General features: G+C 52.5%; 9 protein-coding genes and 5 tRNA genes. 1 reads left to right on the forward strand and 13 read right to left on the reverse strand.

The genetic code is table 11. The features are described from left to right. Positions 1 to 2 precede the first annotated feature (2 nt). From hflK to L6J37_RS19170, 8 genes are all read right to left on the reverse strand, one after another. Entirely contained in the window at positions 3 to 1,157 is a 1,155-nt protein-coding gene (gene hflK / locus L6J37_RS19135; RefSeq protein WP_192017351.1) for an FtsH protease activity modulator HflK, read from the reverse strand. Positions 1,158 to 1,211: 54 nt separating this feature from the next. Beyond that, the gene (gene hflX / locus L6J37_RS19140; protein ID WP_192017350.1) at positions 1,212 to 2,501 is read right to left on the reverse strand and encodes a ribosome rescue GTPase HflX; all 1,290 of its coding nucleotides are present in this window, start codon (positions 2,499 to 2,501) and stop codon (positions 1,212 to 1,214) included. Positions 2,502 to 2,526: 25 nt separating this feature from the next. After that, positions 2,527 to 2,793, reverse strand: coding sequence for an RNA chaperone Hfq (gene hfq / locus L6J37_RS19145; RefSeq protein WP_027254057.1), 267 nt, complete (start codon positions 2,791 to 2,793; stop codon positions 2,527 to 2,529). A gap of 85 nt (positions 2,794 to 2,878) precedes the next feature. Beyond that, a complete protein-coding gene (gene miaA, locus L6J37_RS19150; RefSeq protein ID WP_192017349.1) occupies positions 2,879 to 3,814 on the reverse strand; it encodes a tRNA (adenosine(37)-N6)-dimethylallyltransferase MiaA in 936 nt (311 codons plus the stop codon). Further along, positions 3,807 to 5,906 (reverse strand): DNA mismatch repair endonuclease MutL, encoded by a 2,100-nt coding sequence (gene mutL / locus L6J37_RS19155; protein WP_237796232.1) that lies wholly within the window; start codon positions 5,904 to 5,906, stop codon positions 3,807 to 3,809. Before mutL ends, miaA begins: the two co-directional genes overlap by 8 nt. A 14-nt stretch (positions 5,907 to 5,920) precedes the next feature. Beyond that, a complete protein-coding gene (locus L6J37_RS19160) occupies positions 5,921 to 7,633 on the reverse strand; it encodes an N-acetylmuramoyl-L-alanine amidase (protein ID WP_442957020.1) in 1,713 nt (570 codons plus the stop codon). A gap of 4 nt (positions 7,634 to 7,637) precedes the next feature. Then, positions 7,638 to 8,102 carry a tRNA (adenosine(37)-N6)-threonylcarbamoyltransferase complex ATPase subunit type 1 TsaE gene (gene tsaE, locus L6J37_RS19165; protein WP_192017346.1) on the reverse strand — a complete coding sequence of 155 codons (465 nt, stop codon included), beginning with the start codon at positions 8,100 to 8,102 and terminating at the stop codon, positions 7,638 to 7,640. Positions 8,103 to 8,116: 14 nt separating this feature from the next. Beyond that, positions 8,117 to 9,622: an NAD(P)H-hydrate dehydratase gene (locus L6J37_RS19170; RefSeq protein ID WP_237796234.1), complete on the reverse strand. Its 1,506-nt coding sequence runs from the start codon at positions 9,620 to 9,622 to the stop codon at positions 8,117 to 8,119. A gap of 195 nt (positions 9,623 to 9,817) precedes the next feature. Here L6J37_RS19170 and queG point away from each other — a divergent pair, with 195 nt between their 5' ends. Then, positions 9,818 to 10,948 (forward strand): tRNA epoxyqueuosine(34) reductase QueG, encoded by a 1,131-nt coding sequence (queG, locus tag L6J37_RS19175; protein WP_192017344.1) that lies wholly within the window; start codon positions 9,818 to 9,820, stop codon positions 10,946 to 10,948. A gap of 786 nt (positions 10,949 to 11,734) precedes the next feature. Here the strand turns inward: queG and L6J37_RS19180 are convergent. The 5 genes from L6J37_RS19180 to L6J37_RS19200 form a co-directional block, all read right to left on the reverse strand. Further along, a tRNA-Gly gene (locus tag L6J37_RS19180) sits at positions 11,735 to 11,825 on the reverse strand. Between the two features lie 52 nt (positions 11,826 to 11,877). After that, a tRNA-Gly gene (locus L6J37_RS19185) sits at positions 11,878 to 11,968 on the reverse strand. Positions 11,969 to 12,020: 52 nt separating this feature from the next. After that, positions 12,021 to 12,096 (reverse strand) — tRNA-Gly (locus L6J37_RS19190). A 52-nt stretch (positions 12,097 to 12,148) separates the two neighbouring features. Continuing rightward, positions 12,149 to 12,224: transfer RNA gene (locus L6J37_RS19195), tRNA-Gly, on the reverse strand. A 52-nt stretch (positions 12,225 to 12,276) separates the two neighbouring features. After that, a tRNA-Gly gene (locus L6J37_RS19200) sits at positions 12,277 to 12,352 on the reverse strand. Positions 12,353 to 12,460: the final 108 nt, after the last annotated feature.

The raw sequence follows: 12,460 nt of genomic DNA on the forward strand, positions 1-12,460 counted from the left end.
AATTAATATCTCCCCTGACGACCAGAGTCAGCACGCGGTGCCGCTGGAGTAGGATTCGCATTTTCCGTCTTCTCCAGCTCAATACCGTACGAGCTGGATGGGCTCATTTGCTGCTTACTGCCTTCAGACTGATTCATCAGCTTGTCCAAAGGCAGATATAACAGATTGCCACCAGATTTCGAGTCCACCATCACCTTGCTGGTGTTGGAGTAAACGCGTTCCATAGTGTCCAGATACAAGCGATTACGGGTTACTTCTTTCGCTACGTTGTACTCAGGTAACAGTTTCTCAAATTGAGCCACTTCACCCAGTGCGCCGTTAACCACTTTCTCGGTATAACCTTCCGCTTCTTTCTTCAGACGTTCAGCACGACCTGTCGCTTTCGGCAAAATATCGTTGCTGTATGCTTCCGCTTCGCGCACAAAGCGCTCCTCATCCTCACGGGCTGCAATCGCATCATCAAATGCATCTTTCACAGCTTCCGGCGGACGGGCTGACTGGAAGTTCACGTCCACCACCAGAATACCCATGTCATATTTATCGGTAATCTTATCGATATCAGTCTGGGTATTGGCACGAATCGTCTGACGGCCACGGGTCAGGGCTTCATCCATAGTGGAGTCACCGATCACCGCACGCAGTGCAGAATCCGTCGCCTGGCGCAGACTGTCGTCCGCATTGGTCACACTGAACAGATACTTCTGTGCGTCAGACACCCTGTACTGCACTTCCATTTCAACTCTCAGTACGTTTTCATCCTTCGTCAGCATCAGACCTGAGCTGCGCAGAGAACGAATCGCCTGTACGTTGACCAGCTCAACATCATCGATGAAGGTAGGTTTCCAGTTCAGACCAGGATCGACCATTTCATAGAATTTACCAAACCGAAGTACGACGCCACGCTCAGCTTCGCCAACAGTGTAAAACCCAGAAAATCCCCAAATCGCAGCCGCGATAACAGCAATGACACCTAAGCCGACAGCACCGCCGCCGCTCGAAGGTCCACGCTTATTCCCAAAAATACCACCAAACTTACGACTCAGTTTTGCAAACACTTCATCGAGATCAGGCGGCCCTTGTTCACGACCACCACGATTATTGTTCCCCCAAGGGTCCTTATCGCGGCCACCGTTGTTTCCAGGCTCATTCCACGCCATTATAGAACTCCATCAATATGATATGACGACAGTTTTTATTACTCTAGCAGTCCATCAGGCAAGGATAAAGTCATCCAGCCCCTGGTGCTCTCTTTTTTGCAGTCGAGCCCATTCTGCGATGGGTAAACGTACATCCAGTATCAGGTTACCATTTTCTTCATACTCTTCCCTGACAATCGCCCCAAGCTGATAAAACTTGCTCCGGAAGCGACCGATCACTGCCGGCGGCAGACGCAGAGTATGGGTGACCATAGTCCCGGACAGCCGTTCCGTCAGTGCCGTGAAAAGCACATCAATACCTGTCCCTTCACGGGCAGAAACCCAGATCCGCCGTGGAATACCGTCTTCGTCGCGCTCAATACGCGGCTCAGCCTCTTCCAGGTTGTCGATCTTATTCATGACCACCAATACCGGGACATCACCGGCGTCGATCTCTTCCAGTACCGTGTTGACCGCATCGATATTTTCCCGATAACGCTCATCACTGGCATCCACCACATGTAACAACAACGCGGCTTCCTGGGTTTCTTTCAGCGTGGCTTTAAACGCAGCCACCAGATCATGAGGAAGATGGCGGATAAATCCGACCGTATCGGCCAGGATACTGGTCCCCACATCGTCCACATCGATTTTCCGCAACGTCGGATCCAAGGTGGCGAACAGCTGATCCGCAGCATATACCCCGGCATCAGTTACCCGGTTAAACAGGGTAGACTTACCGGCGTTGGTATAACCGACTAACGAAATTGTCGGAATATCTGCCCGACTTCTGGCTCGGCGGCCCTGATCCCGCTGTTTGGATACCTTATCCAAGCGACGCAGAATCGCCTTGATCCTTTCGCGCAGTAAACGACGGTCAGTTTCAAGCTGAGTTTCACCCGGTCCGCGCAGACCTATCCCGCCCTTCTGTCGTTCAAGGTGGGTCCAGCCTCGGATCAAACGGGTAGAAATATGACGTAACTGCGCCAGCTCGACTTGCAACTTACCCTCATGGGTACGCGCACGCTGAGCGAAGATATCCAAGATCAATCCGGTTCTGTCCAGAACCCGGCATTTGCACAGCCGCTCCAGGTTTCGCTCCTGGGCAGGCGAGAGTGAATGGTTAAAAATGACGATCTCGGCGTTTTCCGCCCTGACCGCATCGGCAATTTCCTGTGCTTTACCTTCTCCCACGTAATACTTAGGGTGGGGAGACTGTCTGCTGCCTGTAATCACACGCAGCTTATTGACTCCCGCCGAGGAGACCAGCATTTCAAACTCGCTGAGATCTTCCCATTCCCCTTCTTGCGTGAAGTTGATATGAACAAGAATTGCCTGTTCACCGGCTTCATAACGGTCAAACAAGCAATCAACTCCTTATCGAAGAATATTATTCTTCTGTTTTTTCCTGACCACGTTCTGTTGTCGGACGATCACCTGAATGGTGATGATTTACCGGGCGAGCCGGTACGACAGTAGAAATAGCGTGCTTGTACACCATTTGGTTGACAGTGTTTTTCAGCAGGATAACGAACTGGTCAAATGACTCAATCTGTCCCTGGAGCTTAATACCATTGACCAAGTAAATAGAAACCGGGATTCTTTCACGACGCAGCGCATTCAAAAACGGGTCTTGTAGAGATTGCCCCTTAGCCATTCTTTCTTTTCCTTATTTGTTTGTAGTTGTATGTTTCAATGAACAAAAAAACAATACGCAAAGCAGAGATGAGTATACACGTTAATCAAACCTCACGGCTAACGGAGTTTGTGACTGTTTGTAACGCTTTCTCTACATCACTGCTATCCAACCAAGTCAGCGCTTTCCAGCTGCGAAGCCAGGTAATTTGCCGCTTGGCTAACTGACGGGTTGCACAGATTCCGCGAAAAACCGCTTCATCCAAGGTGCAATTTCCGTCAAAGTAATCCCACATCTGTCGGTATCCAACACAGCGCACTGACGGGAGATCCGGATGCAGATCCCCCCGCTCATACAAGGCTCGAACTTCCTGTTCAAAGCCTGCTTTGATCATCTTGTCAAAACGCTGTTCGATCCTCTGATGCAGAATAGCCCTATCCATGGGTGTTATCGCAAATTGGTGTACCTGGTAAGGTAATGTTTCCCCCTGCGTTTGGGTCAACTCAGTTAAAGTTTTACCTGAAATTCGGAAAACTTCCAATGCCCGCGACAATCGTTGTGGATCATTTGGATGGATCCGTGTCGCAGAGACGGGATCAATTTGTTGTAATTCTTCATGTAAAGCCAGCCAACCCTGTTCCTGGGCTTGTTGCTCAATCTCAGCACGAATAGCCGGATCAGCCTGCGGGAGTGGCGAAAGCCCCTCCAGCAATGCCTTAAAGTAGAGCATAGTGCCGCCAACCAATAATGGAATGCGACCAGCCGCCACGATATCTGCCATTTCTTTAAGGGCATCTTCGCGAAAATCGGCGGCTGAATAACTTTGTGACGGATCACGAATATCGATCAGCCGATGCGGTGCCTGAGCCAGCTCAGCAGCATCCGGCTTCGCGGTACCAATGTCCATATCACGATAAATCAGTGCAGAGTCCACACTGATTAATTCAACAGGCAACTGCTGACGCAAACGGATTGCCAGGTCGGTTTTTCCCGACGCGGTAGGCCCCATCAGAAAAATGGCCTGTGGAAGAGATTTAGTCATGTTTAAACGCTTCTAATGCCGGCTGCAAATCGACCGGACGCAGCAGCCGGGAATAATAAGATTCCAGGGTACTCCCCCAGAGTTGTTCGAGCTCACCCAGCAAAGTAATGGCCTGTGACAGGCTGAAGCGTTCACTGTGAGCCGACAGTTCGGCCGACAGCCAATCCAGCAAAGCTTCCCAGTAATCAGTATGACTCAGTTGTTCCCCGGCCTCTGACAGCGTGCAGAGTTGATCCAGTAACGCAGGGATCAGCAATTGCAGGTTCTGCTGGCGAAGCGGCAGGCTCACCGCCAGGATCACCAGTTTATCCTGCCCTTTTGCCCGGATCTGGATACCCAGTTTCTGCAGGACCGCGCTGTGCTGTCCGGCACTTTGGCTTAACCGCCGTGTAGTTGGGATCACCAGCGGGATCAGCAATGGCTGAGGTTTAAGGCCGTCATGACGGGCAAATTCCAGTTGCCCTTTGATGCGCAGCTGATCTGCCTCTGTGAGCGATAACAAAGCCACATCAGTGCCATGGCTGACCAGCAGATAGCGCTCTGCAATTACGGTCAGCGCTTTACCCAGTCCATGCTCCGGCTGGCTGTTGAGTACCGGAGCGCGTTTGACCGGTTCCGGCGTTTCACGCCAGACGTTGGCAAGTTGTACACTCTGCGGCTGGCGTGGCATCTGCTCAGGTTCTGCCGATGCGACAGGTGTTTGCATCAATGCCTGATAGGCCGCAACTTCCGTTTTGGAAGGCGATTCTCCGCCATGCTGACGAGGCGAGTGGCTCCGGGTACTGGCAGCAGGACGGGACGACACCGGGGCAACAGCGGCCCTCTCCTGCTCTGGACGACCGGCTGGGCGGGCTGAGGTAACAGACTCATCGCTCTGTCGCCATTCTTTTGCCGGCGCTTGTCGCGGATAGGCCGGGGTATTGGCAATAGCATCCAGTGCGTTGGAAGAAGAGACGCGCGAGCTATCGGTGTCTTGTGCCGGATCCGGCTGCCTGCTGAGCGGTGCCGGTTCCTTGATCTGGTAAGCATCCGGCTGGGCGGCATCACCGCGGGCCGATGCTCGTTCTGGTGCCGAGTACAGGCTGCTTTCAGCTCCACTCTGCTGCAATGCACTTTGCACGCCCTGATAGATAAAATCATGCACCAGACGGGCATGGTGAAAGCGTACCTCGTGCTTGGCCGGGTGAACGTTAACATCCACCTGGTGCGGGTCGACCTCAATGAACAGCACGTAAGCCGCGTACTGCTCTGCGGCCAGGGCGCCTTCAAAGGCCTGACGGATAGCATGATTGATCAGCTTATCCTTCATCATCCGGCCATTGACGTAACAGTACTGAATATCGTTCTGTGCCCGCGCCCCTTGCGGGGTGCAGATCCAGCCTGACAGGCGCAGGTCGCCGTGACCCAGCTCCAGTGACAGCGCATGTTGCAGAAAACCCTGCCCGCACACGGCGGCCAGCCGGCGCTCTTTTTGCGCCTGTGTCTCTGCAGCGCGATACTGACGGATCAGTTTACCGTTGTGGCGCAGCAGTATACTGGCATCGAACCGGCTCAGTGCAATACGCTTGAGCAGTTCATCAATATGGGCAAATTCGGTTTTTTCGGTACGGAGAAATTTACGGCGAGCCGGGGTATTGAAAAACAGATCCAGTACTTCCACTGTCGTCCCGACCGGGTGAGCGGCCGGTTTAAGCTGCACCGTCATTTCACGCCCTTCAGCATAGGCCGACCAGGCTTCCGGCTGCGCATCGGTACGGGATGTCAGCGTCAGACGGGATACCGAGCTGATACTCGCCAGTGCCTCCCCCCTGAAGCCAAGGCTGGCGATAGCTTCCAGATCATCCAGAGTCGTGATTTTTGACGTAGCGTGACGGCTGAGCGCGAGTTGCAGCTCTTCTTTCACTATTCCGACTCCGTTATCACGGATGCGAATGGTGCGGCTGCCGCCTTTATCAATGTCGATTTCAATACGGGTTGCGCCAGCATCCAGACTGTTTTCCACCAGCTCTTTCACCACAGAAGCAGGGCGTTCCACTACTTCACCAGCGGCGATCTGGTTAGCCAGCCTGGCAGGTAATATCTGAATGGGCATAATCAGGTCTGCAATTAAGTGCTTGGAATTTTAAGTTTCTGGCCCACCGCCAGTGTATCTGAGCTTAGCTGATTCGCTTGCCGGATACTACTGACGCTGACCCCATAATGGGTTGCAATTTTACCGAGGAATTCACCGCGGCGTACAGTATGCTCAACCAGCTTGCGCTGAACCGGAATGTTCAGCTTCTGGCCGACGGCCAGTTCATCTGATCGCAAAGCGTTAGCCTGCCGAATACTGTCGACTGTCACTTTATACCGGCTGGCGATCTTACCCAAAAATTCGCCCCGCTGCACGGTATGCACCACGGTGCTGTGCGTGATGCTGGCCACGGCAGCACTGCTGTTAGTGGTGCCGCTGTTGTGGCTGGCCGTTTTACCGGCAGGAATTCGCAATATCTGGCCCACTTTCACCACATTGGATGACAACTGGTTCATCTGACGGATTGCCTGGACAGACGAGTTGTATTTATCGGCGATCACGCTCAATGACTCGCCGCTGGCGACTTTGTGCTTAATACCGTGCTTGCGGGCGGCAAATAAGGTCCCTTCCGGTGGTTTATCATTGAAATAAGCCAACACTCCCTTATACACCGCCTCTGAGAGCTTGTTCTGGTGGCTGGTGCTGTTGAGCAAACGTTCTTCGCGCGGATTGGTGATAAATCCGGTTTCAACCAGCAGTGAAGGGATATCCGGTGATTTCAGTACCGCCAGACTGGCATGCTCGGGTTTCGACTTATGCAGCTTAGTCACTTTAGCCATTTCGTTCAGTACCCGGCTGGCAACGTCATACCCTTCTTTTTGTGAATGACTGAACTGCAAATCCAGCACCGCCATACTCAGGTACTGATCGTCCTGACCGCCGGACAGCACATCGCCGCCGCCCAGCAATTCAGACTGCTTCTCTTGCTGTTCGAGCCAGCGGCCGATTTCTGTATTGGCGCGGCGGGTATTCAATACCCAGACAGACGCCCCTTGCGGCTGCGGTTTATGAAAACCGTCCGCATGGATAGAAACCAGTAAATGCGCTTTGTTCTTGCGGGCAATTTCAGAGCGTTTGTTCAGATTGACGAAGTAATCCCCCCGACGGGTCATGACCGCTTTCATGCCTGGTGTAGCGTTAATGCGATCAGCCACCTTACGCGCAATGGTCAAAGTGACATTTTTTTCATATTTCCGGCTCGGGCCGATAGAACCGGGGTCTTCCCCGCCATGGCCGGCATCGATGGCCACGATAATATCGTCATTACCGTAAGGCAGGTGAATGCTGTCGACCGCTTTTGCCTTGCTGCCCGTGTCCGCCGATTTGACGGTTTCGGTTTTGGCGGCATGCGGCAGATCCAGCACCAGACGGTGACTGTAATGGCCATCCGGAGTCGGTGGCAGTTTGAAAATCTTGGGGGATGTGGTGGAGCGGGTCTCAAACACCAGACGGGATGTCCCGGTTTCCGGCGGGCTGCTGCTGCGAATTTTCGTCAATACATCACTGTCTTTGACCAAAACCGGTAACGACGATTTCAACGAAGTATCCTTCAGATCAATCACCAGACGATCAGGTTTAGTCAGCGTAAAATAGGTAAAAGTCGGCTCTTCCTCCATGTCCAGCACGACCCGGGTTTCATCCGGGGCTGGCCATACACGAATCCCTTCTACTTCATTCGCCAGAGCTGAGCCGCTCACTATCCCGGCAAGAAAAACCGTCAAAGAAAAACTTCTGCGCCACCCCATTGAATCAACTCTGCTCCAGTTTCTTTAACAATGCCATCCCGTAGCCGTTGTTCGCCGTCACTTCAACCTGACGGTGCTGATCTACGTAGCGAAGTTCAATATCCAGATCCGGCGCCGGCAATAATCCTGTGCCTTTTTCCGGCCATTCAACCAGACAGATGGCATCCGAAGTGAAATAGTCACGGATCCCCATAAATTCCAGCTCTTCCGGATCTGCCAGACGGTAAAGATCAAAATGGTAAACCTGCCAGGGCGGCAGTTCATAAGGTTCCACCAGGGTATAGGTCGGGCTTTTTACATTGCCCTGATGACCCAGCGCACGGATAAAGCCCCGGCAAAAGGTTGTTTTACCTGCACCTAAATCACCGTGAAGGTAAATCGTCGTCTGCCGCTCACAGGCCTGAGCCAATTGTTGACCAAAAGCCACCGTTGCCGCTTCATCGGCCAACACAATATTCAATGTCTGCATTGTTGTCGTTATCTTTATCTTAGATTTATCAATTGTCGAATATACGCAAAGAGATCACCAGCCAGCAAGCCACGTTCCCCTGACTCTGCAGCCAGATCTGCTGCCCGGCTATGAATCCACACACCAGCCCGGCCCGCTTGCGATAGCGTCAGCCCCTGCGCCAGCAGTCCACCAATGAGTCCTGCCAGCACATCCCCCATTCCACCCGTCGCCATGCCGGGGTTTCCGGCCAGACAGACATAATGCTGCCGGCCATCATACACCACAGTACCGGCTCCTTTCAGCACTACGACCCCGCCATAGCGCTGCTGGATCTGTTCAGCGGCAGCAAAACGATCGGCTTCGACCTCTGCAACGGTCAGATTGAGTAATCGGGCTGCCTCACCAGGATGAGGCGTCAAAATGCGGTTCTCTTTATAGTCTGGTGCCTGAGCCAATAAGTTCAATCCATCTGCATCCAGCACCAGTGACTGATCCTGTCGCACCACACTGTGGCTGGCATAGAGCGCTTTTCCCCATGCGCGCTGACCAAGGCCCGGGCCTAATACTACAACATCGGCCCAGTCAATCCGGCTGCTGAGCTGTTGATTAGCCCGGTCAAAACCCAGTTGCCAGCTCTGAGCCATTATCTCAGGACGCGCGGCCACAATTGCCAGCACATTGTCAGTATGTGTGACGGCTGCTGTCAGGCCTGCGCCAGCTCTGGCGCAGGCTTCAGATGCCAGACGAATCGCACCGCCCATGCCCTGATCGCCTCCCAGGCATAGCACCCGGCCGTAACTGCCCTTATGGGCTGTCCGCGAGCGCGGAGGCAGCATGGCGGCAATATCATCTTGCTGAATCACTCTGGTACTGGCCGGTTGCAGCTGCTCCAGCACCTCGGCAACGCCCAGCCCGGCAAAGATTAACTCTCCCCGGTACAAGGCGGCCTGCCCGGTCAGCAATCCTCTTTTCATACCAATAAAGGTGACTGTCTGCCAGGCTTTTACCGTCTCACCCAGTATCTGGCCGGTATCAGCGCACAAGCCCGACGGAATATCCACGGAAATGACAGGTTTAGCGGTGGCGTTGAGCGTTGTTATCAGCGCTGCAGCATTCACACGCACGGCACCGGACAACCCGGTCCCCAGGATAGCATCGACAATCACATCAACCGCTGCATCAATATGTGCCTTCGGGGTGTCTATCTTGCCACCGCAGGCCAGCCAGGCATCCCGGGCCAGCGCCGCCTCGCCCTGTAAACGGGAAGCCTCCCCCAACTGCCACAGCGTGACTGTTAGCCCGGCTTCACGTGCCAAGCGGGCAACCACATAGCCGTCGCCGCCATTGTTACCACCGCCACAACACACCAGCACATGTTTTGCCGTGGAATGGCAATACTGAAGGCACTCAAATACCGCCAACCCTGCATTTTCCATTAACTGATACATAGGCCAGCCCAGCTTTTGTGCCGCCTGTTTCTCACCCTCCCGAACCTGCCTGGCCCGAAAAGCGGAGCTGGGTAACGACGTCTCTGTCATGTCGGCACGACTTCCTTCGCTCTGCATCTGCTTATCAAAGCACCCTGTACTGGGCATATACTTTAAAATAGTGCCGAAAAGCGTTTCCTGGCACAACAATCCGTGCCGTATTTTTCGCCATCGCTGATTATTTTTCACTGAGCGAACTGTGCTACACTCCGGCCCCCAATTCATCCATCAGACGGCAGCCACATCATGCTCGACTATCAACAGCTCGCTAACGACATAAAACAATGGGGTAAAGACCTGGGTTTTCAGCATGTTGGTATCTGCGATGTTGACCTGTCAAAGCACGAGGCTCAGCTACAACGCTGGCTGGATGCCGGCTATCACGGAGAGATGGACTGGATGGCTCGTCATGGCATGATGCGGGCTCGTCCGGCTGAGTTATTGCCCGGAACGATCAGAGTCATCAGTGTCAGGATGAATTACCTGCCACCGGAAGCCGGCTTTGCCCAGACCCTGAAACAGCCCGAAAAAGCCTATATCAGCCGTTATGCCCTCGGCCGCGATTACCATAAGCTGGTCCGTAACCGCCTCAAACAGCTGGGCCAGAAAATCGAGCAGGTTACCGGTGCTTTTGGCTACCGGCCTTTTGTCGATTCAGCGCCTATCCTGGAACGCCCGCTCGCGGAAAAAGCCGGATTAGGCTGGACGGGCAAGCATTCCCTCATATTAAGTGAGGACGCAGGTTCCTGGTTCTTCCTCGGTGAGCTCTTGATTGATTTGCCATTGCCCACAGATGAGCCCGTAGACAATCAATGCGGTAAGTGTGTGGCCTGTATCACCAGTTGCCCGACTCAGGCCATTGTCGCTGACGGCGTGGTCGATGCGCGCCGCTGTATCTCCTACCTGACCATAGAGCTGGATGGTCCTATTCCGGAAGAATTCCGCGAAGCCATGGGTAACCGGATTTACGGCTGCGATGACTGCCAACTGGTGTGCCCCTACAACCGGGAGTCGGCGATCACGGATGAACAAGATTACCACTGCCGACCTCAGCTCTATCAGCAAGATCTGCTGACATTATTCAACTGGGACGAAGCCACGTTCTTGAAAAACACCGAAGGCTCGCCCATTCGGCGCATCGGTCATCTCAAGTGGCTACGCAATCTCAGTGTCGCTATTGGTAATGCTCCCTACACTCCGGCACTGCTTAACGCCTTGATTGAACGTAAAGGGTTGGACAGTATGCTGGATGAACACCTTGACTGGTCAATCCATCGTCAAATAACCAGGCGGGATGAAGCCCGTGTGGATGTCGTAGCCAATAAAACCAAGCGGCTGATCCGAATCGTCGAAAAAGGACTTCCCCGAGACGCCTGAAACCAGTAACCACGCGTCACCTTCGTTTGCGGGTGATTCACGGGCTACAAAACGCGATCCCGATCAGCCTTTTTTGTATGTGGAAAACAATTTCATTTGCACCATTTTGGTTATGAACACTGGTTATTAAGCACAAGCTGAAGCTGTTTGATTTAAGAATGTTATTCACCATGATCATTATATGATCACCCTGTTCACAACTTTGAAATCATCACAATTAAATACATAAAAAACAACAAGTTAAACAAACACTGAAAGATTAATTCTCTGTTGATAATGGGGATAAATATTTAAATGCACAGAGTTATGCACAGATGGACAGCACAACTAATCAACCGACTTATCCACAAAGAAAATGATGTGGATAACTCTGTGCATTAGATGATGCAAATGCAGAATTTAATTTGGATAACAGCAAACCCAAGCGAATAAACACTCATGTGCTTTAGGGCTGATTTGACGTGCAGACAAGATTGTAGTGTAGCCTATATTGGCTAAACAACATTGACTGTCATCATTGATGGTCGCCAATACTTCTCAGTATGGGAATACAGAGCATCTTAATTTCAGACAAAAAAACAACCTTTCGGCTGTCTTGACTGATTTGGGATGATGTTGATTTCAGCTTACTGATACTTATGTAAGCTTGAGGTGGCCTGGACTTTGTCCGATAGAACCTCGCGAGGCAAAGCTCTGACCTCAAAGACTATTACTTCACAGTAATGGTTGTGCGATTCTACAGCTTTTAATGTATTAAGCTGTGATCTTCCTATCAAGTAGGAAATCTGGTGCGACACACGAGGTTCCTGATCTTCAAGGAACCGGGCGTGACCTCAACCTTGGCAAGGTTGCGCTCTACCAACTGAGCTAGTGTCGCATCACGTTTCACCGTCAGGTACGGTGACAACCGCTTTTGCAAGCTAAGAATTTGGAGCGACACACGAGGTTCCTGATCTTCAAGGTACCGGGCGTGACCTCAACCTTGGCAAGGTTGCGCTCTACCCGCTGAGCTAGTGTCGCATCACGTTTCATCGTCAGGTACGGTGACAACCGCTTTTGCAAGCTAAGAATTTGGAGCGACACACGAGGTTCGAACTCGTGACCTCAACCTTGGCAAGGTTGCGCTCTACCAACTGAGCTAGTGTCGCATCACGTTTCACCGTCAGGTACGGTGACAACCGCTTTTGCAAGCTAAGAATTTGGAGCGACACACGAGGTTCGAACTCGTGACCTCAACCTTGGCAAGGTTGCGCTCTACCAACTGAGCTAGTGTCGCATCACGTCTCACCGTCAGGTACGATGACAACCGCTTTTGCAAGCTAAGAATTTGGAGCGACACACGAGGTTCGAACTCGTGACCTCAACCTTGGCAAGGTTGCGCTCTACCAACTGAGCTAGTGTCGCATATTTTCTTAAAAAAGAAAATTGGTTGCGGGGGCCGGATTTGATCCTGGCGGCGCATCCGCCGACGGCCTGAGGGTTATGATAATGAAACCACTCAAACTGTCGATC

Source organism: Photobacterium sp. WH77, assembly GCF_022014395.1.
Taxonomy (GTDB): Bacteria; Pseudomonadota; Gammaproteobacteria; order Enterobacterales; family Vibrionaceae; genus Photobacterium; species Photobacterium arenosum.

What these genes read in the sequence shown, in the direction of transcription:
- hflK (WP_192017351.1), bottom strand. Translation starts at nt 1,157, where the DNA reads ATGGCGTGGAATGAGCCTGGAAACAACGGTGGCCGCGATAAGGACCCT.
- hfq (WP_027254057.1), bottom strand. Translation starts at nt 2,793, where the DNA reads ATGGCTAAGGGGCAATCTCTACAAGACCCGTTTTTGAATGCGCTGCGT.
- miaA (WP_192017349.1), bottom strand. Translation starts at nt 3,814, where the DNA reads ATGACTAAATCTCTTCCACAGGCCATTTTTCTGATGGGGCCTACCGCG.
- mutL (WP_237796232.1), bottom strand. Translation starts at nt 5,906, where the DNA reads ATGCCCATTCAGATATTACCTGCCAGGCTGGCTAACCAGATCGCCGCT.
- L6J37_RS19160 (WP_442957020.1), bottom strand. Translation starts at nt 7,633, where the DNA reads ATGGGGTGGCGCAGAAGTTTTTCTTTGACGGTTTTTCTTGCCGGGATA.
- tsaE (WP_192017346.1), bottom strand. Translation starts at nt 8,102, where the DNA reads ATGCAGACATTGAATATTGTGTTGGCCGATGAAGCGGCAACGGTGGCT.
- L6J37_RS19170 (WP_237796234.1), bottom strand. Translation starts at nt 9,622, where the DNA reads ATGACAGAGACGTCGTTACCCAGCTCCGCTTTTCGGGCCAGGCAGGTT.
- queG (WP_192017344.1), top strand. Translation starts at nt 9,818, where the DNA reads ATGCTCGACTATCAACAGCTCGCTAACGACATAAAACAATGGGGTAAA.